At 74.8% G+C, this 21,155-nt stretch carries 16 protein-coding genes; 4 read left to right on the top strand and 12 right to left on the bottom strand.

Features of this window, described 5'->3' with window-relative positions; all coding sequences use genetic code 11:
- Position 1: 1 nt before the first annotated feature.
- Genes RMN57_RS26175 through RMN57_RS26160 form a run of 4 tightly spaced genes read right to left on the bottom strand, consistent with a single transcriptional unit; the run spans position 2 to position 5,806 of the window.
- Positions 2 to 1,828, bottom strand: coding sequence for an IucA/IucC family siderophore biosynthesis protein (locus RMN57_RS26175; RefSeq protein WP_313765747.1), 1,827 nt, complete (start codon positions 1,826 to 1,828; stop codon positions 2 to 4).
- Positions 1,806 to 3,323: a SidA/IucD/PvdA family monooxygenase gene (locus tag RMN57_RS26170; protein ID WP_313765746.1), complete on the bottom strand. Its 1,518-nt coding sequence runs from the start codon at positions 3,321 to 3,323 to the stop codon at positions 1,806 to 1,808. The genes RMN57_RS26175 and RMN57_RS26170 overlap by 23 nt, the downstream gene beginning before the upstream one ends.
- A gap of 15 nt (positions 3,324 to 3,338) precedes the next feature.
- The gene (locus RMN57_RS26165) at positions 3,339 to 3,989 is read right to left on the bottom strand and encodes a GNAT family N-acetyltransferase (protein ID WP_313765745.1); all 651 of its coding nucleotides are present in this window, start codon (positions 3,987 to 3,989) and stop codon (positions 3,339 to 3,341) included.
- Positions 3,986 to 5,806, bottom strand: coding sequence for an IucA/IucC family protein (locus RMN57_RS26160; RefSeq protein WP_313765744.1), 1,821 nt, complete (start codon positions 5,804 to 5,806; stop codon positions 3,986 to 3,988). Before RMN57_RS26160 ends, RMN57_RS26165 begins: the two co-directional genes overlap by 4 nt.
- Positions 5,807 to 6,154: 348 nt before the next feature.
- On the opposite strand from RMN57_RS26160, the gene RMN57_RS26155 reads away from it, so the two are divergent.
- Both RMN57_RS26155 and RMN57_RS26150 read left to right on the top strand, forming a co-directional pair.
- Positions 6,155 to 7,345, top strand: coding sequence for a trypsin-like peptidase domain-containing protein (locus RMN57_RS26155; RefSeq protein WP_313765743.1), 1,191 nt, complete (start codon positions 6,155 to 6,157; stop codon positions 7,343 to 7,345).
- A 45-nt stretch (positions 7,346 to 7,390) separates the two neighbouring features.
- Positions 7,391 to 8,602: a hypothetical protein gene (locus RMN57_RS26150; RefSeq protein WP_313765742.1), complete on the top strand. Its 1,212-nt coding sequence runs from the start codon at positions 7,391 to 7,393 to the stop codon at positions 8,600 to 8,602.
- 97 nt (positions 8,603 to 8,699) lie between these two features.
- On the opposite strand, the gene hflX is transcribed toward RMN57_RS26150, so the two are convergent.
- From hflX to miaA, 5 genes are all read right to left on the bottom strand, one after another.
- A complete protein-coding gene (gene hflX / locus RMN57_RS26145; RefSeq protein WP_313765741.1) occupies positions 8,700 to 10,199 on the bottom strand; it encodes a GTPase HflX in 1,500 nt (499 codons plus the stop codon).
- A gap of 109 nt (positions 10,200 to 10,308) precedes the next feature.
- Positions 10,309 to 12,696, bottom strand: coding sequence for an HD domain-containing protein (locus RMN57_RS26140; protein WP_313765740.1), 2,388 nt, complete (start codon positions 12,694 to 12,696; stop codon positions 10,309 to 10,311).
- A gap of 174 nt (positions 12,697 to 12,870) precedes the next feature.
- On the bottom strand, positions 12,871 to 13,779 hold the full coding sequence (dapF, locus tag RMN57_RS26135) for a diaminopimelate epimerase (RefSeq protein ID WP_313765739.1): 909 nt from the start codon (positions 13,777 to 13,779) through the stop codon (positions 12,871 to 12,873).
- A 97-nt stretch (positions 13,780 to 13,876) separates the two neighbouring features.
- On the bottom strand, positions 13,877 to 14,398 hold the full coding sequence (locus RMN57_RS26130) for a hypothetical protein (RefSeq protein ID WP_313765738.1): 522 nt from the start codon (positions 14,396 to 14,398) through the stop codon (positions 13,877 to 13,879).
- 228 nt (positions 14,399 to 14,626) lie between these two features.
- Positions 14,627 to 15,595, bottom strand: coding sequence for a tRNA (adenosine(37)-N6)-dimethylallyltransferase MiaA (miaA, locus tag RMN57_RS26125; protein ID WP_313765737.1), 969 nt, complete (start codon positions 15,593 to 15,595; stop codon positions 14,627 to 14,629).
- 158 nt (positions 15,596 to 15,753) lie between these two features.
- Here miaA and RMN57_RS26120 point away from each other — a divergent pair, with 158 nt between their 5' ends.
- On the top strand, positions 15,754 to 16,071 hold the full coding sequence (locus RMN57_RS26120) for an antitoxin (protein WP_313765736.1): 318 nt from the start codon (positions 15,754 to 15,756) through the stop codon (positions 16,069 to 16,071).
- 16 nt (positions 16,072 to 16,087) lie between these two features.
- On the opposite strand, the gene RMN57_RS26115 is transcribed toward RMN57_RS26120, so the two are convergent.
- Both RMN57_RS26115 and miaB read right to left on the bottom strand, forming a co-directional pair.
- Entirely contained in the window at positions 16,088 to 16,786 is a 699-nt protein-coding gene (locus RMN57_RS26115) for a class III extradiol dioxygenase subunit B-like domain-containing protein (RefSeq protein ID WP_313765735.1), read from the bottom strand.
- 165 nt (positions 16,787 to 16,951) lie between these two features.
- The gene (miaB, locus tag RMN57_RS26110) at positions 16,952 to 18,451 is read right to left on the bottom strand and encodes a tRNA (N6-isopentenyl adenosine(37)-C2)-methylthiotransferase MiaB (protein ID WP_313765734.1); all 1,500 of its coding nucleotides are present in this window, start codon (positions 18,449 to 18,451) and stop codon (positions 16,952 to 16,954) included.
- Positions 18,452 to 18,669: 218 nt separating this feature from the next.
- On the opposite strand from miaB, the gene RMN57_RS26105 reads away from it, so the two are divergent.
- Positions 18,670 to 19,686, top strand: a complete 1,017-nt coding sequence (locus RMN57_RS26105; protein ID WP_313765733.1) for a TAXI family TRAP transporter solute-binding subunit — start codon at positions 18,670 to 18,672, stop codon at positions 19,684 to 19,686.
- Between the two features lie 23 nt (positions 19,687 to 19,709).
- Here the strand turns inward: RMN57_RS26105 and RMN57_RS26100 are convergent, their stop codons facing one another.
- Complete coding sequence (locus tag RMN57_RS26100) at positions 19,710 to 21,152, bottom strand: HAMP domain-containing sensor histidine kinase (protein WP_313765732.1); 1,443 nt, start codon at positions 21,150 to 21,152, stop codon at positions 19,710 to 19,712.
- Positions 21,153 to 21,155: the final 3 nt, after the last annotated feature.

Below are 21,155 nucleotides of genomic sequence, written 5' to 3'. Positions count from 1 at the left end.
CCTACGGGGCGGGGGTGACAATCCGGTCCTGTTGTCCGGGCAGCGCGGCCGTTCCCTCGGGGGTCAGCGCGTTGGGGACGGTACCGTGCCGGGCGGCGTGCGGGCGGTGCGGCCGGTCGCCGTAGCCGTCGAGCAGCAGCCGGTTGCGGTTGAGGCAGAGGCGGTCGATCCGCGGGCGGAACAGGTCGAAGAGCGCGAACCGCTCCTTCAGTTCGGGGAAGCGCTCCTGGTGGCGGAGGATCTCGGCCCGCAGCAGGGCCCAGAACTCCGCCTCGGGCAGGCCGGTCTGGGCCTCCAGCAGCGGGGCGAGGTAGCGGTAGACGCCGATGAAGAGGCCGGAGTGGAGGAACTGGCAGAGGCCCTGCGGGTCCTCGCGCAGCAGGACCTCGGCCACCTCGGCGGGCAGGCCGCGCAGTTCGGGCAGGTCCTGGTCGCTGAGGTTGACGTCGTCGACGAAGTCCTTGACGGCCAGCCGGACCGGGGCGTCGGCGGCGTCGAAGACCAGGATGGCGTTCTCGCCGTGCGGGGAGAAGACCAGGCCGTAGCGGTAGAGGAAGTGCAGCAGCGGCGGCAGCATGGCGGCGAACAGCCGGGCGGTCCAGGCCGCCGGGGTGAGCCCGGAGCGGGCGATCAGTTCGGCGGCGAGGGCCCGGCCGTCGGAGCCGGTCTGCAGCAGGGCGGCCAGGGTCCGGCCGCGCTCGCCGGGGTCCAGGGCGGGGCCGAGCGGCTCGCGCCAGATCGCGCCCAGCAGCTCCTTGTACTGGTAGGGCGCCTCGGGCAGCTCGCGGTAGAGCGGGTGGTCGACGGTGACGGAGGCGATCTCGCCGAGCAGGACGACCCGGCACTCGTCGCGCAGGAACGGGTCGGCGTCGCGCAGGCCGTGGATCCAGGCGGTGACGGCGGGCGCGGCCAGCGTGCGCTCGGTCGGGAGGCCGCGCCAGACCAGGGTGTTGAGGACGGCGAGCGGCAGCTTGACCGTGCAGCGGTCCGGGCGGCTCTGGTTGAAGAACGAGCGGATGGACTGCTGGGGCAGCCGCAGGTCGCCGTCGGAGGGCAGCGGGACGATCTCGCCGGAGGCGATCCACGGCGCGAACAGCGGGACGACGGTCTCGTCCCACTGCCAGGGGTGGACGGGCAGCAGCAAGTAGTCGTCGGCGTCCGGGCCGAGGGCGGCCCGCAGGGCGTCCGGGTCGTCGAGCTCGCGGGCGTAGAGCCGGTCGGGATCGGTGAGGCCGGGGACGCCGCGGTACTCGGCGAGCCGGCGGTGGACGGCGATCCAGGGCAGCGGCCGCGGGGTGCGCGCCTCGGGGGCCCAGCGGGCGGTGTCGCGGGCGGAGAAGCCGAGCCGGCCCTTGTTGGGGACGATCCAGGGGTGGCCGCCCTGCCGGCCCTCCAGGTCGGTGTGGCCGAGGTCGGCCAGCTCGGCGGCGGTGAGCGCGGTGGCGAGCAGGTGGGCGTCGGCGATCAGGGTGGCGGTGAGCTCGCGGACCAGGTGGCCGGTGGTGTCGCCGCGCAGACCGAGCGCCCGCCGGGCGTACGGGAGGAAGCGCAGCGGGTCGAGGCCGTCGGGCGCCGAGCAGCGGACCGAGTCCTCGTCGACCTGCCAGCTGCCGTAGGCGCCGCGGCGGGCGAGGAAGCGGTACTCGGCCCCGTCCAGCCGGAGCAGGTAGGTGCCCTCGGCGGTGCCGGGCTCGGGGGTGATCAGCTCCTCGTAGGCGAACTCGCCGAGCATCTTGGCCAGGAGCGTGCGCCCGGCCCGCTGCCAGTGCCCGGGGGTGAGCTGCGGGGGCAGGTAGAGCGGCGGTTCAGCGGCCGGCGGTTGCGGCACGGGTCGACTCCTGGGGGCGGGGGACGGCGGGGACGGGTCGGGGCGCGGTGGCCGGTTCGGGGCCGGTGGGGGCCGCGCCGCGCGGCGGGGTCTGCGGCTGGGCCCGCGGCTCGGTGCGCGGCGCCGTTCGGTGCCCGGCGTGTGGCGTGGTGTGCGGTGCGGCCTGCGGCTCGGCGCGCGGTGGGGCGAAGCCGGTCCAGGCGGTACGGGTGGGCAGCCGGTGGAGGGTGCGGCCGGTCACGGCGTTGAGGATGACGGCGGCCCGGTGGGCGCCGAGGCCCAGGTCGGGCGTGCCCACGCCGTGGGTGTGCAGTTCGGCGTTCTGGACGTAGAGCCCGCCGGTGACCTCGGGCCGGGTGGCCACCCGGTGGTCGAGGTCGACCCGGTAGCGCCCGGACCCGTCCCAGTCGATCAGGTGGGCGAGCGGTTCCAGGGCCGCCGGGCGGGCGGCCCGGTAGCCCGTGGCGAGGACCACGGCGTCGGTGCGCAGCAGGTGCCGGGCGCCGGAGTCGGTGTGCCGGCAGTCCAGTTCGAGGCCGCCGCAGGGCCCGGGCCGGGCCTCGGCGACGGCCGTGCCGGGGGTGATCTCGACCGGTGCGGCGTCGATCGGCCGGCCGATCGTCCGCTCGTACAGGTGGTCGTGGATCTCGGCCAGGGTCTCGGCGCTGGCGGCCTTGTGCAGCTGCCACTGGGTGTCGACCAGGGTGTCCCGGACGGGTTCGGGCAGGCCGTGGAAGTAGCGGGTGTAGTCGGGGGTGAAGTGCTCCAGCCCGAGCTTGGAGTACTCCATGGGCGCCAGCGCCCTGGTCCGGGTGAGCCAGCGCAGCCGGACGCCGTCGTCGCCGTGCCGGCGCAGCAGGTCGAGGAAGACCTCCGCGCCGGACTGGCCGCTGCCGACCACGGTGATGTCGCGGGCGCCGTCGAGGTCGCCGCGGCGGTCCAGGTAGTCGGCCGAGTGGAAGGCGCGCGGGTGCCCGGTGAGGGCGGCGAAGGCCTCGGGCAGGACCGGCCGGGTGCCCACGCCGAGCGCGAGGTTGCGGGCGTGCACCTCCTCGCGCCGCCCGGTGGCGGTGTGCCGCAGTTCGACGCGGTAGCGGTCGCCGGCCCAGTGCAGGGCGGTGACCTCGGTGCCGAAGCGGCAGTTGGCGAGCCGCTCGGCGGCCCACCGGCAGTAGTGGTCGTACTCCCGGCGGGGCAGGTGGAAGCGCTCGGCGAAGTAGAACGGGAAGAGCCGGTCCTGCTCGCGCAGGTAGTTGAGGAAGGACCAGCGGTTGGCGGGGTCGACCAGGGAGACCAGGTCGGCGAGGAACGGCACCTGCATCCGGGCCCCGTCGACCAGCATGCCGGGGTGCCAGCGGAACTCCGGGCGCTGGTCGCAGAAGAGGGTGCGCAGGCCGGGGACGGGGTCGGCGAGCGCGGCGAGCGAGAGGTTGAAGGGGCCGATGCCGACGCCGAGCAGGTCGTACGGCGCCGGCCGAGGTGTTGGGGTGTCCATGGGGTGGGCGGTGTCCTAGGCGGATCGGTTCGGGTCGGGTCGGTCGGACCCGGGGACGCGGTCGCGGTCACGGTCGCGGTCACGGCCGCGGAGCACACGGTCACGGTCGCGGACCATCAGGGCGGCGCGCTTGCCGGGCAGGTCGAGTTCGGCGGCCGGGGTGAACCCGGCCCGTTCGAAGGCCCGGACGGAGCGCCGGTTCCGGACGTCGGGCTCGGCCACCACGCGCTCGCAGCCCGGCCGTTCGCGCAGCACGCGGTCGGCCAGTGCGGCGATCAGGGTGGCGCCGAGGCCCCGGCCCCGGTGGTCGGCGGGACCGAGCAGCAGGTGCACCCCGGTGTCCTGGGGGCGGGCGGGGTAGTACCCGGCGAGCGGGTCGAGGTCGGCGCGGTAGACCTCCCAGTAGCTCATCGGGGTGCCGTCGAGCAGGCCGAGGCAGGGGGCGCTGCGGCCGTCGCCGTCGAGCTGGGCGCGGACGTGCCGCTCGGTGGCGGCGGCCGGACCGGCCAGCTCCCAGAACGCGGCGATCTCGGGGTCGTTCATCCAGCCGGCGAGCAGCTCCAGGTCGGCGGGGAGCCGGACCGGGCGGAGCCGGAACTCGCCGGCGCCGGTGGGCATGGCGCCCCAGCCGGCGACCTCGCCGGTCAGGGCCGGGGGAGCGCTCACGCGCCGGCCACCGGGTTGGGGATGTCGACGTAGACGGACTGGGTGGCGACCGGCCCGACCAGCTCGTCCATGCCGTTGATCCTGGTCAGCAGGTTGGCCTTGCAGGGCAGTGTGGCGGCGTCCAGCAGGAGGGCGGGCAGCGCGGAGCCGGTGGCTGCGGCCCGGGAGCCGCTCAGGAAGCCGCGCAACGCGGCCAGCAGCACCGCCTCGTCGGCCAGGCCCTGGGAGCCGAGGGCGCCGATCAGGCCGAGGACGTGGTTGATTCCCAGGTAGTAGGCGAAGTGGTGGTCGATCACCTCGTCGGCGAGGAAGGTGTCGCTGCGTGCGCCGAGGCCGGGCAGCCGGGCGGTGAGCCGCTCCGCGGCGCTCTGCCGGTAGTAGAAGCCCTGGTTGTCGCGGTAGCGCCCGCCGGTCGGCCAGCCGTCGGCGTCCAGCAGGACGAGGCTGTTCTGCTGGTGGGCCTCCAGCGCGATGCCGGCGCGGCCGTCGAGCCAGAGGACGGGCAGGACGACGGCGTCCAGGTAGCGCAGGAACCATTCGGCGGCCACGGTGGGCAGCGGGCGCCCGCTGCGGGCGGCGAGGGCGCGCAGGGTGTCGCCGAGCCGGGAGGGGACGGTCTCGCCGGTGCCGAGCGGCTGCTCGGCGACGAGTCCGGCGACGCAGAGCGCACGGTCGGCGGGGGCGAAGGGCTGGGCGCGCAGTACGGTGTCCAGCCCGCCGGGGTCGCCCAGGGCGGGGTGGTCGACGCCGATCCAGGCCGGGTCGCGGACGACGTCGAAGCCGGGGTGCGCGGCCCGCCACTCGTCGGCGAGGCCGCTCTCCAGCAGCCGGTGCATCTCCAGGCCGCGGTGCAGTTCCTTGCGGAGGTTCTCCCGGCGGGAGTTGGTGATCCGCAGGCCGAGCGAGAGCTTCAGCATCCAGGGCGTGCCGGGCCGGTAGACGGTGCGCACCGAGGAGGTCGGGTACCAGGCCTCGCCGGCCGGGCCGAGGTCGTGCAGCAGGCCGTCGGCCAGCAGGTCGGCGACGGCCGGACGCACCGCCAGCTCGCGGGCCTGCCAGGGGTGCAGCGGCAGGGCGGCGGTGCCGGGGGGCAGCGGCGTGCGGCCGCCGAGCAGCCCCGCGGTGATCAGGTCGGCGCTCTCGCTCAACGCGGATCCGGCGGCGAGCAGCTCGCGGTCGACGGCGTACCAGTGGAGTTGGAAGGAGCCGTGCAGCTCAGGGGAGTACGCGGCGCTCTGGGCCGGGCCGAGGCCGTCGCGGCTCTTGGGGGTGGGGTGCAGCGGGTGGCCGAGCAGCAGCGACTGCTCGGCGGCCAGGAAGTGCGAGGCCTCCGGCCCGCCGGGGGCGGCGGCGGTGCGGCGGTGGGCGAGGATGTCGGCGGTGCGGACCACCGAGTCCGCGACCCGGGCGGCGAGGTCCGCGACCTGGCCGGGGTCGGGCCGGTCGGCGGCCGCGGCGGCGATCAGGGCGGCGGCGGTGACGGCGTCCACCGGGGCGTCGGCGGTGCCGTCGCCGGCCGAGAGGGTGGCCGGGCCGAAGCGGTGCCAGCCGGCCGGCGACCAGTACCGGACCGGTGCGCAGAGCCGGGCGGCGCCGCCGAGGACGGCGATCCGGAGCCGGCCGTCCCGGCCGGGCAGGGCGCCGGTCTCCCGCGCCCAGCACCGCAACAGGGCTTCCAGACCGGCCTGTTCGGCGGCGACGGCCGGGTCCGGGTGCAGCAGCGGGTCGGGGTCGACGGCGGTGGCCGCGGCGGGTCGGGCCGGGGCGGGACGGCGCGCCGGAACGTCGGGCGGGGCTCCGGTGAGGGCGGTGCTCAAGGCTGCTCCTTGGGGCGCGTGGATGCGGACGCGCACGGGTGGTGGAGGGGTTGGCGGGCGCTCGCACCGTCGCGTCAGGTAAGGGTTACCTATCCCTGACGGGTGATCACAAGGACGACTCACTCGTACGGGTGAAGACCGGTGATTGTTCACCCGTGGGGTGATCACCCCTGCCTGTCGTGGCAACGAGACGGCCCGGCGTTCGTCACAGATCGATGACCTCCCGCCGGTTCCGGAACCCGGGGGCCGCCCGGTGCCGTCCTGGTGGCCAGTGGGAGACTCCAAGGCGGCCGGCCGGCGCCGCAGCGGTGCGGCCGGGAAACAGGACTAGCTGGGGGAAGTGACACCATGCCATCGATCCACAGGCCAGCCGTGGCCGCGGCCCTCGCCGCCGGAACGCTGTTCGCCGTCAGCGCCTGCGGCCCGGACGGCCCCTCCGGAGACGCCGGAGGCACGAACGCCGCGCCTCCGCCGGCCTCGGCGAGCGCCACCGGCTCCGCCGCGGGGGGCGGCGGCGTGATCGGCGGCCTCACCCTGCCGACGGGCATCCCGACCAGTCTGCTGGAGGGCCTGCCGAAGAGCTGGGACGACCTGAAGAAGTGGAAGTACGAGGACTGGGACAACTGGGCGTCCAAGCACGTCTTCAACAACCCGGTCGTCAAGGACTTCTGGAACCCGGACAAGATGGGCGACTCCAAGCCGGCCGACCCGGCGCCGCCCACCGCCAAGCCGGCCGGCGACGCCGGGGTCACCGACCCCGAGCCGCCGGCGGTCAAGGCGGTCCCGGTGGCCCGCCCCTACACCAAGCAGCCGTCCGGGAAGGTGTTCTTCAGCGCCGAGGGCGGCCGGGGCAACTGCTCCGCCACGGTGATCGCGGACCCGGCGCACCCCGGCAAGAGCAACCTGGTCTGGACGGCCGGGCACTGCGTCCACCAGGGCAAGGGCGGCAACTTCTTCAAGGACCTCGTCTTCGTGCCCGCCTACAACAACTCCGGTGCCTCCAGCGGCGGCAAGAAGGCCCCGCTCGCGGAGCTGGCGCCGCTGGGCACCTGGTGGGCCAAGGACGTGGTGACCTCGCCGCAGTGGACGGTCGAGGGCGGCGGCACCGGTGACTCGGCCAGCCAGTACGACTTCGCGGTCATGCGGGTGCAGAACCAGAACGACACCGGCAAGTCGCTGGAGGAGACGGTCGGCTCGGCCGTCCCGGTCTGGTTCGACGCCCCGCGCGACAAGCTCTCCGTCGCGGCCGTCGGCTACCCGCTCTACAAGCCCTTCGACGGGCAGGAGCTGTACAAGTGCGACGGCGGCAAGCCGGTCCGCCTCTCCTTCGACCCGAAGCGGCCGTCGATGCTCACCATCGGCTGCAACATGACCCAGGGCTCCAGCGGCGGCGGCTGGTTCGCGACGATGCCGGACGGCAAGCTCGCGCTGGTCAGCAACACCTCCATCGGCACCCAGGACCACACCTCGCTGAGCGGCCCGTACCTGGAGACGGTCGCCAAGCAGGCGCTGGAGTACATCTCGCGGAAGCAGAAGTAGCGCCAAGCGTCCGAACGACCGAACGACCGACGGGGACCGATCACCATGCGACTGACCATCAGGGCACTGTCGACCGGGGCACCGACCGCCGGGGCACCGACGCCCGGGGCGCCCGACCACCGGCCGCGGCGCGGCCGCCGGGCCGCACCGGCGACGGCGGCCGTGCTGGCCGCGCTCGCGCTCACCGCGACCGCCTGCGGGCCGGACAACGAGAAGAGCACCGACGCCGGGGCGACGCCGGCCGCGACCGCCGCCACCGCGCCCGGGGGCGGCAAGCCCGGGCTGCCCACCAGCCTGCAGGACGTCGCCGGCTGGAAGCTGGACGACTGGGCGCGGTTCATCGGCGACAACGCCTTCGTCAACGAGGTCGTCCAGGGCTTCTGGTCGATCGCCAAGATGGAGGACGCCAAGGGCCGGGCCACCCCCGAGTACTCGCACAAGTCGGCCGGCAGCTCCGTCCAGCGCGACGAGCCGCCGGCCGCGATCCCGGCCAAGCCGCAGCCGCACCCGTACAGCCCGGCGACGGCCGTGGTCGGCAAGATCTTCATGACCGCACCCGAGGGCGACTCGATGTGCTCGGGCACCGTGGTCTCCGACCCGGTCAACCCGGGCCGCAGCAACCTCGTCTACACCGCCGCGCACTGCCTGCACGACGGCAAGGGCGGCACCTGGCTGAAGAACATCGTCTTCGTCCCCGGCTACAACCGGGACGGCCAGGCCAGCCGGGGCAAGCGGTACACCGAGCAGCAGGTCTCCCCCTACGGCCGGTGGACGGCGGTGAAGGCGCTGGTCTCGCCGAACTGGGTGAAGGAGAGCGGCGTCGGCCCGAACTCCCAGTTCGACTACGGGATCATCCGGGTCCGCAACGAGAACGGCTCCGGCCTCTCGCTGGAGGAGGCGGTCGGCGGCTCGATCCCGATCTGGTTCAACGCGCCGCGCGAGCAGATCACTTCGGCGTTCTCCTACGGCTACCCCGCCGAGCGGCCGTTCGACGGCATGGAGCTCAACCACTGCGACTCGGCCGTCCGCCCGGGCCGGCTCTCCTTCGACCAGACCCGCCCGCCGATGTACGTGATCGGCTGCACCATGACCGGCGGCTCCAGCGGCGGCGGCTGGTTCATCACCAGGGACGGCAAGCCGAACCTGATCAGCGTCAACTCGATCGGCAACCGCAACCCGTCCGAGTACATGGCCGGCCCCTCCCTCCAGGAGCAGGCGAAGCAGGCCTTCGACTACTTCTCCAAGAACGCGAAGTGACGCCGGGCAGCCCCGGCACCCGCGAACGCCGGCGGCCCCGGACCCCTCGTACGGGGGTCCGGGGCCGCCGGCGTTCGGTTCGGCCGCGCGCCCGGCCCTACGCGGTCGCGACCGCGAAGTGCTCCAGCTCGGCGGCCAGCTCGGCCGGCACCTTGGCATGCACCAGGGTGCCCTCGGCGGTGTGCTCGGTGGAGAGCAGCTCGCCCTCGGCGTGCACCCGGGAGACCAGGCCGCCCTGGGTGTACGGCACGAGCGCCTGCACCTCGACGGCCGGCCGCGGGAGCTCGTCGTCGATGAGCTTCAGCAGCTCGTCCATGCCCTGGCCGCTGCGGGCCGACACCACGATGGCGTGCGGCTCGCGGCGCAGCAGCCGCTGCAGCACGAGCGGGTCGGCCGCGTCCGCCTTGTTGATCACCACGATCTCCGGCACGTTCTGTGCGTCGACCGAGACGATGACCTCGCGGACCGCCGCCAGCTGCGTCTCCGGCTCGGGGTGCGAGCCGTCCACCACGTGCAGGATCAGGTCGGCGTCGGCGACCTCCTCCATGGTCGAGCGGAAGGCCTCGACCAGGTGGTGCGGCAGGTGCCGGACGAATCCGACCGTGTCGGCCAGCGTGTAGAGCCGGCCGCTCGGGGTCTGCGCCCGGCGCACGGTCGGGTCGAGGGTGGCGAACAGCGCGTTCTCCACCAGCACGCCCGCGCCGGTGAGCCGGTTGAGCAGGGAGGACTTGCCGGCGTTGGTGTAGCCGGCGATGGCCACGGACGGCACCTGGTGGCGCTTGCGCTCCTGGCGCTTGGTGTCGCGGCCCTTCTTCATGTCGGCGATCTCCTTGCGGAGCTTCGCCATCTTCTCGCGGATCCGGCGCCGGTCGGTCTCGATCTTGGTCTCACCGGGACCACGGGTGGCCATGCCGCCGCCGGACGAGCCGGAGCCACCACCACCCATCTGCCGGGAGAGCGACTGCCCCCAGCCGCGCAGGCGCGGCAGCATGTACTGCATCTGCGCGAGCGAGACCTGCGCCTTGCCCTCGCGGGACTTGGCGTGCTGGGCGAAGATGTCGAGGATCAGGGCCGTCCGGTCGACGACCTTGACCTTGACCACGTCCTCCAGGTGGATCAGCTGGCCCGGGGTGAGCTCACCGTCGCAGACCACGGTGTCGGCACCGGTCGCCGCGACGATGTCGCGCAGTTCCCGGGCCTTGCCGGAGCCGATGTAGGTGGCCGCGTCGGGCTTGTCACGGCGCTGGATGACGCCGTCCAGCACCTCGGAGCCGGCGGTCTCGGCGAGGGCGGCGAGCTCGGCGAGCGAGTTCTCCGCCTCCTCGACCGTGCCGTCGGTCCAGACGCCGACGAGCACCACGCGCTCCAGCCGGAGCTGGCGGTACTCGACCTCGGTGACGTCCTGGAGTTCGGTGGAGAGTCCGGCGACGCGCCGCAGGGCGGCTCGCTCGCTGCGGTCGTACTGGTCGCCGTCGTAGTGGTGGCCGAGGTCCTCGTCGATGGCCGCGAGGTCCTCGTCCATGAGGGCGTCCGCTCGCCGGCCGTCGATGCGGCGCGGGGCGTCGGCGTGGTCGCGGGTGTCGAACGTGGAGGTCATTCTGTCCTTTGGCTGCTGGTCGGATGGCCTGTCTGCGTGACCGTACCCGACGGTCACACCCGGAGTCTGCCCAGCTGCCGCCCCGTCTACCGCTCGGGCGAGGTGTGAGCTACCCCTCGGGACCGCGGACCCGTGCGGGCAGGTTCTCCCATTGCCCGGTGAACGCCGCGGACCGGCCGTGAATTCCCCATGATGGTCGCACGCCCGGCGCGGGCGGGTCATCCCCATTTCCCCCGGACGCCGCCGCTCCCCCGGGCCCGGTGCCCTCCCCGGGCGGCGCCGGCTCCGCCGCACCGGCCGGGGTGCGCGCGGCGGCGGCGCCCTCGGGGGCGTGCGGCCGGCTGACGTCGTACACCCCGGAGACCCGCACCATCGCCCGCATCACGGCGGCCAGCACCGCCGGGTCGGGCAGCTCCAGGGTGTAGGTGTGCCGCACCCGCAGCTCCTGCGGCGGCTCGACCTCGGCGGAGACGATCCCGACGCCCTCGCCGGAGATGGCCGCGGTGAGGTCGGCCAGCAGCCGGGGCCGGTTGAGCGCCTCGGCCCGCAGGGTGGCCCGGAAGCCGGACGGCGGGGCGCCGCCGGGCTGCCAGTGGATCTCCAGGGCGCCGCGCCCGTCCGCCCGCATCCGCTCCCCGGCCGGGCAGCCGGTGCGGTGCACGGCGACCGCGCCGCCGCGGATCGCGAAGCCGCTGACCTCGTCCGGCGGCACCGGGGTGCAGCACCGGGCCAACCGGACCGGCACCCCGGGCCGGCCGGTCACCGCCACCGGGGCGGCGCCGCGCTCGGCGGCACGGTGCGCGGGCGGCACGGGCTGGCCGGCCGAGGGGCCGGTGCTGACCACCGGGACGCGGGCCGGGTGGTCGGCCAGCCACCGCTCGATGGCCAGCCGGGCGGACGGGGTCCGGGCGTGCGCCAGCCAGTCGGGCGCCGGGCCGGACGGCCGGGCCGCCGGGTCGCCCTGCTCGGTCAGGACGGCGATCCGGTCGCCGTCCTGGAGCACGGTGGAGAGCGCGGTGAGCCGGCCGTTGACCCGGGCGCCGATACATCGGTGGCCGGTCTCCTCGCCGAGCAGGTAGGCGGCGTCGACGCAGCTGGCGCCGGCCCTCAGCTGAAGCGTTTCGCCGGTCTCGGTGACGACGGTGATCTCGCGGTCGCCGGCGAGGTCGGCGGTGAGGGCGGACCAGAAGGCGTCCGGGTCCGGCGTCTCCTGCTGCCATTCCAGGAGCCGGCTGAGCCAGCCGGGCCGGGCCGGGTCGGTGCGGTCCAGCTCGTCGCCTCCCTGGTCGGCGCCGGCCCCCGGCTGCCGGGGGTCGCCCAGGGCGACCACGCCGGTCTCGGCGACCTCGTGCATCCGCCGGGTGCGGACCAGCACCTCCACCACCGCGCCGCCCTCCAGCGCCACCGCGGTGTGCAGCGACTGGTACAGGTTGAACTTGGGGGCGGCCACGAAGTCCTTGAACTCGCCGGGCAGCGGCGTCCAGCAGGTGTGCAGCTCGCCGAGGACGGCGTAGCAGTCCGCGTTCTCCTCCACCACCACCAGCAGCCGGCCGAAGTCGGCGGGCTGCGGCCCCTGCGGCCGTCCGTCCCGGCCGGGCGCGGCGGCCCGTTTGAGCAGCACCCGGTGCAGCGAGACGCAGTGCCGGGGGCGGACGGCGACCTCGGCGGCCACCCCGGCCTCGGCCAACTGACGGGCCAGGGTCCGGGCGAAGGGATCGAGCAGCGTGTCCGGCCCGTCCTCGTGCCCGGCCAGCAGCGCGCGGGTGCGCCGGCACTCCTCCGGGTGCAGGGTGGCGAAGACGATGTCCTCCAGCTCCGCCTTCAGCACCTGGATGCCCAGCCGCTCGGCCAGCGGGATCAGCACGTCCCGGGTGACCTTGGCGATCCGTACCTGGCTGGCCGGCTTCATGTGCCGGATGGTGCGCATGTTGTGCAGCCGGTCGGCGAGCTTGATCACCATCACCCGGACGTCGTCCCCGGTGGCGACCAGCATCTTGCGGAAGGTCTCGGCCTCGGCGGCCGCTCCGAAGTCGACCTTCTCCAGCTTCGTCACCCCGTCGACCAGGTAGGCGACTTCGGGGCCGAACCCCTCGGCCACCTGATCCAGCGTCAGATCGGTGTCCTCAACGGTGTCGTGGAGGAGAGAAGCGACCAAGGTGGTCGTCCCGGCGCCGAGTTGGGCCAGGATCATGGTGACGGCCAGCGGGTGGGTGATGTAGGGCTCGCCGCTCTTGCGCTTCTGCCCGCGGTGGCTCGCCTCGGCCAGCCGGTAGGCGCGACCGAGCAGGCCGAGGTCGGCCTGCGGGTGGTGGCTGCGGTGGACCCGGACCAGCGGCTCGATCGCGTCCGGCACCGGCGGGCGGCCGGTGGCCAGCAGGGCGGCGCGCCCGGCCCGGCCCAGCGCGGCCCGGCCGAGCCCGCCGAGGGGGCGCCTGGCCCCGGCCTGCCGTGCGGACGTCGGCTGCCCCGCCAGGGGCTGCCCGGCTTCGATGGTCATCAGCGCCTCCGGCAGCAGTCACCGGTTGCCTGCTACCCCGACGCGGGGTGATCGACCCGGTGGTCCATGCTACCGAGCAGAGCACGTTCCGCGACGCCCTGCTTCCCGTCCGTGAGCCGGATCACCCGAACGGGGGGATTCGCCGCCGCGCGAAATGGGCAAACCGCCCGCGGTTCAGCCCTGGAGGGCCGCCAGCCACCCCGCGTCGAGCTCGCCGCGGGCCACGATCACCGCCGGACCGGTCTTCTCCACCCGGCCGTCCGGGTACTCGGTGATCACCAGCCGCCCGCCCAGCACGTCCACGGTGTAGCTGACGGCCTCGCCGGTGACGGCGGGGTCGAGGCCGTCCCGGCGGATCGCGGCGACCGCGACGGCGCAGGCGCCGGTTCCGCAGGAGAGGGTCTCGCCGGAGCCGCGCTCGTGCACCCGCATCGCGACGTGCCGCGGCCCGCGGTCCACCACGAACTCGACGTTGACGCCGTCCGGGTAGGCCTCGGCGGGGCTGGTGAGCGGCGCGCTGCGCAGCTCGCCGGCGTGGTCCAGGCTCTCCACGAAGGCGACCGCGTGCGGGTTGCCCATGTTGACGTTGCGGGCCGGCCAGCGCCGCTCGCCGACCGCGACCTCGATCCCGTCCGGGCCGGGCAGCTCCGCGCGGCCCATCCCGACCGTGACGTCACCCGGCGTGCCGTCCTCGGCGTCCGCGGCGATCCGAACCGTCCGCACGCCGGCCCGGGTGGCGACGGCCAGCTCGCCCGGCTCGGCCAGTCCGGCGTCGACCAGGTAGCGGGCGAAGACGCGCACGCCGTTGCCGCACATCTCGGCGATCGAGCCGTCGGCGTTGCGGTAGTCCATGAACCACTCGGCCCGGTCGGCCTGGTCGGCCGCGGCCGGGTCGGCGGCCGAGCGCACCACGCGCAGCAGTCCGTCGGCGCCGATGCCGGCCCGGCGGTCGCAGAGCGCGGCGACGGCCTCGGGGCCGATCACCAGCCGGCCGTCCGGGTCGGGCACGATGACGAAGTCGTTCTGGGTGCCGTGGCCCTTGAGGAACGGAAGGCCGGCGGGCTGCGGGGAGGATTCGCTCACCCTCCCGATGGTACTGAGCGGGCGCCCGCCCCGGCCCGGCGGACCACCTGTCGGACCGCTCGCCGGACGGCCCGTCGGGCGGCCCCCCGGGGCGGGGTCAGCGCAGGTGGACGACGCGCCAGAGCGCCAGCGCGCAGGCGGCCAGCACGATCAGGGTGTAGACCACGATCGCCTTCCAGCCGGCCCGCCGGCCGGAGCCGCGGCGGGGCAGGCCCGGCCACTTGTACCCGGCGTGCCGGGCGGCCATCGCGCCCCAGCCGACCGAGGCGGCGGTGAGCAGCAGGCCGAGCATCCCGATCATCGCCGAGCCCGCGCCGGCCGAGCCGAAGGCCAGCGGGAAGGCGAACATCAGCGAGCCGGCGGTGGCCAGCAGCGCGATCGGCAGCGTCTGCCACCAGCGGAGCCGGCGGCGCGGGCGGATCTCCCGCTCGTGCACGGCACCGGAGGGGGCGCTGTCCAGCGCGGGCAGCGCGACGGCGTACGACGTGGGGCCGTCGAGGCCCGGCAGCACGGGAAGGTCCGGCAGGGTCGACGCGTCGAGGTCGTCGGCCTGCGCGGTGGCCCCGCCACTCGTCGGCCTGGCGCTCTGGCCGGCTTCGGGGCCGGTACCCGTGGACACGCGGCCTCCCCTGACAGTTCGACACGAGTGTGCACTCGCGGCCGGGCGCGGTCGGCCCATCCGGACCGACCCTTATGACCTCGATGATGGCATGTCCAGGGGTGCGTTCCGGGCCTGACCGGGGTCGTCGGGTGATCCGTGGCCATCACGTGATCGGGCCGTAACCCCCGGTTCGTCCTGCACGGCCACCTGCGCGCGCAGGTGCACCGCCGAATGGCCGGATCCCGTCTACGACGCGGCGGATTCCTGACGGTCGATCAGCTCCAGTGACCGGGCGAGCAGCTCGGCGGGGTCGGCGCCGGCCGGACGGGAGAGCCAGTGGATCCGGTCGTCGCGGCGGAACCAGGACTCCTGGCGGCGGGCGAACCGCTTGGTCGCCCGGACGGTCTCGGCCCGCGCCTCGTCCTCGGTGCACTCCCCCGCGAAGTGGTCCAGGACCTGCTGGTAGCCGAGCGCCCGGGAGGCCGTCCGGCCCTCGCGCAGCCCGAGCTTCTCCAGCGCCCGCACCTCGTCCAGCAGTCCGGCCTCCCACATCCGGTCGACCCGCAGGGTGATCCGCTCGTCGAGTTCGGGGCGCGGCACCGCGACCCCGATCTGCACCGCGTCGTAGACGGCGGTGTTGCTCGGCAGGTTGGCGGTGAAGGGCTGCCCGGTGATCTCGATGACCTCCAGGGCCCGGACGATCCGCCGCCCGTTGCCCGTCAGGATCGCCTCGGCGGCCGCCGGGTCCAGCTCGGCCAGCCGCCGGTGCAGCGCGTAGGGGCCGAGCTGCTCCAGCTCGGCCTCCAGCCGGGCCCGGACCGCCGGGTCGGTGCCGGGGAACTCCATCTCGTCGATCGCCGCCCGGACGTACAGCCCGGAGCCGCCGACCAGGACGGGGGTGCGGCCCGCGGCGATCAGCCGGTCCATCTCGGCCCGGGCGAGCCGCTGGTACTCGGCGACGCTCGCGGCCTCCGTGACGTCCCAGATGTCCAGCAGGTGGTGCGGGACGCCGCCGCGCTCGTCGAGGGTGAGCTTGGCGGTGCCGATGTCCATGCCCCGGTAGAGCTGCATCGAGTCGGTGTTGATCACCTCGCCGCCGAGGCTGCGGGCGATGGCGACGGCCAGGTCGGACTTGCCGGCGGCGGTCGCGCCCACGACGGAGACCACGCGGGGCCGGGCGGGGAGGGACGGGGCGGCGGTACGGGAGGTGCTCACCGGACCAGTCTCGCAAAACCGCCGCCGCGCCGGTGTCCTCCCCACCGAGCCGGTCCTACTGGGCGACGATATGACTGATTTCGGCCATTTCCGCAATTGAGAACGGTTCGGCCACGACGAACGTTGAGCAGGAGACGGAGAGGAACGGTGAGAGCGCCATGGGTCTGATGGACAACCTCAAGGGCAAGGCCGGGGAGCTGAAGGAGAAGGCCAGTGAACTGGCCGGCAAGCACAGCGACCAGATCGAGCACGCGGTGGAGAAGGCCGGCGGGGCGATCGACAAGGCCACCAAGGGCAAGTACACCGAGAAGATCGAGCACGGCACCACCAGGGCCAAGGATGCGGTGGACGACTTCGCCCACAAGCCCCGGGGGACCGGCGAACCGGGCACCCCCGGCGGCCCGGCCGGTCCGACCCCGGGCGGTCCGACGCCCGGCGGCGCGGCCCCCGGCAGCGGCCGGGGCCCGAGCGCCTGACCCGGCGGGGGCGGCGTCAGTTCCAGGTGGCGACGACGTACCCGACGCCGTACGGCGCGTCCCGGTAGCCGAGGCGCGCGGTGAGGCCGGCGCCCTCCGCGGCGCCGGCCAGCACCTGCCAGGGAGCCCGGCCCTCCGCCTTCAGCTCCGCGGCCAGGCCCGGCTCCAGCGCCGCCAGCGCGGCCACGTCCGCCGAGCCCAGCGCCTCGGCGAGGGCCGCGTCGAAGCCCTCGGCCCGCTCGTCGAGGTAGCCCGGCGCCTTGAGCGAGCGGCAGGCGCTGCCGTCGCCCATCACCAGCAGGGCGACCCGGTCGGCCAGCTGGGCCAGGCCCTGGCCCAGCCCGAGCATCCGGTCGGTGGGCGCGTCCGCGGGGACGGCGCAGGCGTGCGTGGGCAGCTTCACGCCGGCCCGCTCCAGCAGCCAGGCGCCGACGGTCAGCGAGGGCGCCAGCTCCGGCCCCTCGACCCCGCCGACCGGGAGCCGGACCACCAGCGGCACGCCGTAGCGGTGGAAGGAGCCGGCCCCGCCCTCGGTCCACACCTCGGCCTCCGGCCCGGTGCCGACCACCACGACCAGCTCCGGCCGGGCCGCGACCAGCGCGGCCAGCGCCTCGTCACAGGCCGCGCGCAGCGCCTCCAGCTCGGCGGCCGCACCGGCGGCGACCTCCGGGACGAGCAGCGGCGGACAGGGGCAGACGGCGGCGGCAACCAGCATGTGGATCACTCTAGGGCCTGTCCCGTGGATCAGGTCGGACCAGGTCGGATCGCGGCGCCCCGGACCGGAGCCCGGGCCGGCGCCCGCCGGAAACGGCAGCGGCCGGGAACGGCAGCGGCCCGGCGGGATGCAGGATCCCGCCGGGCCGCCCGGTGTCCGGGGCCGTCAGTCGCCGCAGCAGCCGCCCGCCGGGGCGGCGAGCGGCAGGGCCGCGGGGGCGCCGACGGTCGGCAGGCCGAGCATCACGCCGGCCGGCTTGGCGGCGGGCTTGGCCTGGCGCTTCTCCCAGGCGTCACCGGCCCGGGTACGGCGCACCGCGAGCGTGGGGCCCTCCGCCAGCAGGTGGTGCGGGGCGGCGTAGGTGATCTCGACGGTCACCGTGTCGCCCGGGCGCACCGGCTCGGCGGGGCGGGTGAAGTGCACCAGCCGGTTGTCGGGGGCGCGGCCGGAGAGCCGGTCGGTCCGGTCGTCCTTCTTGCCCTCGCCCTCGGCGACCAGGACCTCCAGGGTCCGGCCGACCTGCTTCTTGTTCTCCTCCCAGGAGATCTCCTCCTGGAGGGCGATCAGCCGGTCGTAGCGGGCCTGGACGACGGCCTTCGGGACCTGGTCCGCCATCTCCGCGGCCGGGGTGCCGGGGCGCTTGGAGTACTGGAAGGTGAAGGCGTTGGTGAAGCGCGCCTCGCGGACCACGTGCATGGTCTGCTCGAAGTCCTCCTCGGTCTCGCCGGGGAAGCCCACGATGATGTCGGTGGAGATGGCGGCGTCCGGCATCGCCTCGCGCACCTTCCGGATGATCCCCAGGAAGCGCTCCTGCCGGTACGAGCGGCGCATCGCCTTGAGCACGGTGTCGGAGCCCGACTGCAGCGGCATGTGCAGCTGGTGCATCACGTTCGGGGTCTCGGCCATCGCGGCGATCACGTCGTCGGTGAAGTCGCGCGGGTGCGGCGAGGTGAAGCGGATCCGCTCCAGGCCCTCGATCTGCCCGGCGGCGCGCAGCAGCTTGGAGAAGGCCTCGCGGTCGCCCAGGTCGGAGCCGTAGGCGTTGACGTTCTGGCCGAGCAGGGTGACCTCGATGACGCCCTCGTCCACCAGCGCCTCGATCTCGGCGAGGACGTCGCCGGGGCGGCGGTCCTCCTCCTTGCCGCGCAGCGCGGGGACGATGCAGAAGGTGCAGGTGTTGTTGCAGCCGACCGAGATGGAGACCCAGGCGGCGTAGGCGGACTCGCGGCGGGTCGGCAGGGTGGAGGGGAAGGTCTCCAGCGACTCCAGGATCTCGACCTGGGCCTTCTTCTCGACCGCGGCCCGCTCCAGCAGCGCCGGCAGGTGGCCGATGTTGTGGGTGCCGAACACCACGTCGACCCAGGGGGCCCGCCGGACGATGCTGTCGCGGTCCTTCTGCGCCAGGCAGCCGCCGACGGCGATCTGCATGCCCCGGTTGCGGGTCTTGGCCGGCGCCAGCTGGCCGAGGTTGCCGTACAGCTTGTTGTCGGCGTTCTCCCGCACGGCGCAGGTGTTGAACACCACCAGGTCCGGGTCGCCCTCGGCCCCGGCCTTGACGTAGCCCGCCTCCTCCAGCAGGCCGGCCAGCCGCTCGGAGTCGTGGACGTTCATCTGGCAGCCGTGCGTGACGACCTTGTAGCTCTTCAATCCGCTCTCACCGCTCACCAGACCAGGGTACGGGCACCCGCGAAGCGGATTTCCCCTGGCTTTCCCCCGGCTTTCCCCGGGGCTCCGCTCCGGCCCCGCCCGCCGCCCGTCCGCCGGTCCCGCACGGGGCCCGCACCGGTGTCCGGGTGCCGGGCGCCCGCGCCGCGCGGCCCGCCGCGCGTCCGTCCTGCGGTTCGCCCCTCCCGTTCGCCCGGCGCGCCTGGCACTATCCCTGCATGGCCCCCAGTTCCCAGCCCCGACCCGGCGCGCTCCGCGCAGCGGCCCGCAGCCCGCTGTGGCGGGCGGTGCTGGTCCTGGTGCTGGTGCTGGCGGGGATCGGCGGCTGGTGGCTGTCGGCCGGCCGCTCGCCCGGCTACCCGCGCGGCGAGACCGGCTTCGCCACCGGCGTGCAGCGGGGCGTCTACGACCGGTACGGGCAACTGCTGGAGTCCCACATCGGCAAGGCGATGCCCGGGGTGCAGCTGCGGTTGGACAACACCCAGGGCTCGATCGACAACCTGGCCCGGGTGACCGGCGGCCAGGACGACTTCGCGATCGCCACCGCCGACGCGGTGGCGCAGTACTCCGGCCCCGGCAAGGACCGGTTGCGGGCGATCGCCCGGCTCTACGACGACTACCTCCAGCTGATCGTCCCGGTCTCCTCGCCGGTGCACCGCACGGCCGACCTGAAGGGCCTGCGGGTGGGCGTGGGCCTGCCGCAGTCCGGGGTGAACCTGGTGACCCGCCGGCTGCTGGCCTCGGCCGGCCTGGACCCGGACCACGACATCCGGCCGGTGATGCTGGGCGTCGGCGACGCGGCCGACAAGCTGCGGACCGGCGAGCTGGACGCCTTCTTCTGGTCCGGCGGGCTGCCGACCAGCGCGCTCACCGACCTCTCCGACCACGTCCGGATCCGGCTCGTCCCGCTCGGCGACCTCGCCGAGGCCGTGCACAAGGTCGAGGGCGGCGGCACCGACGCCTACCGGGCGGCCACCATGCCGAAGGGCACCTACCCCAACGCCGAGCCCAAGGAGCCGGTCGCCACCGTGGCCGTGCCCAACCTGCTGATCACCCGCAGCGACGTGGACACCGCCCTGGTCGAGGGCATGACCCGGCTGGTGATAGACAGCCGCGACCAGATCGGCTCCCAGGTGCACGCCGCCCAGCTGGTGGACCTGCGCACCGCGGTCTACACCGACCCGCTCCCGCTGCACGAGGGCGCCATGCGCTACTACCGCTCGGTGAAGCCGTAGGTCGCTCGCGTCCGACCCGGCCCTCAGGCCCGGCCCGGGCTCTCCGCCCGCGGCACCGCCAGGGTCACGGCGAGGCCGGTCGGCTTCACCGGGGCGAAGGTGAGCGAGCCGCCGGCGGCCTGCAGCAGGGTGCGGGCGATCGAGAGGCCGAGGCCGGAGCCGTCCACGTTCTGGTGGCGCGCACTGCGCCAGAAGCGGTCGCCGGCCCGGGCCAGCTCCTCCTCGGTGAGGCCGGGCCCGCAGTCCGAGACGGTCACCGCGACCTCAGCGCTCCGGACGGCGACCAGCACCCGCACCCGGCTGCCGGACGGCCCGAACTTCAGGGCGTTGTCGACCACCGCGTCCAGGGCGCTGCCGAAGCCGATCGGGTCGGCCATGCCGAGCGCCACCGCCGGTCCCTCCCAGGCGAGCTCGACATCGCGCTGGAGGGCCACCGGGCGCCAGGCGTCCGCCCGGGCCAGGCTGAGCGCGGCCAGGTCGGTCGGCTCGGGCGCCGGGCGGGCGTGCTCGGCGGTGGCCAGACCGAGCAGGTCGTCCAGCACCCGGGCCAGCCGGGCGCCCTCCTCGCGCACCCCGCCGAGCTCCTCCTCGTGCCCCTCGGGCAGCTCCAGGCCGAGCACCTCGACCCGCAGCAGCAGTGCCGCCAGCGGGTTGCGCAGCTGGTGCGAGGCGTCCGCGACGAAGGCCTTCTGCTGGTCCAGGGCGAGCACCACGTGGTCGGCCATGTCGTTGAACGAGCGGGCCAGGCGCTGCAGTTCGGGCGGCCCTCCGCCGGGCGCGACCCGGGCGTTCATCCGGCCGGTGGCGATGTCGTGGGTGGCCCGGTCCAGCGTCCGGACCGGGCGCAGCACCCACTCGGTGAGCCGGACGGCCAGCAGCACCGCGACGATCATCGCGGCCGCCTCACCGGCCCCGATCACCAGCCAGCTGTGCAGCATCCGGGTGCGCAGCGCACCGGTCGGGGACTCGCTGAGCACCACCGCGACCACGTCGCCGTCGCGCACCACCGGGGTGGCGATGGTGAGCGTGCGGTCCGAGGTCCACGGCCAGACCTGGGGCGGGTTGTGGCTGCGCCGCCCGTCCAGCGCCTCCTGGAAGGCCTGCTCGCCCCAGCCGCCGGCCGGCACCCGCCACTGCGCCGGGGCGGTGGCGATCGGGACGCCGTCGCGCTGGAAGATGCCGAGCCGTACGCCGTACAGCTCGTGGTAGCGGGCCACCTCGGCGTCCAGTGCGTGCCGGCGGCTGAGGTCGCCGGGGGCCGGCTCGGGGTCGCCCTTGAGGGCGGACTCCAGGCCGGAGACGCCTGAGGTGGGCAGGTCCTGGGCGAAGCGGGCGGCGTCATCGAGCCGGTCGACCACCACCCGGCTCTGCTCGGCGGCCGCGACCGCAGCGGCGAGCGGCAGCCCGAGGGCGGCCAGGACGCAGAGCATCAGCGCGAGCAGGATGCCGAGCAGGCGGGTGCGCACGTG

It is taken from the genome of Kitasatospora sp. CM 4170 (assembly GCF_032110285.1).
Classification (GTDB): Bacteria; Actinomycetota; Actinomycetes; order Streptomycetales; family Streptomycetaceae; genus Kitasatospora; species Kitasatospora aburaviensis.
This window is presented reverse-complemented; position numbering and strand designations above follow the sequence as displayed.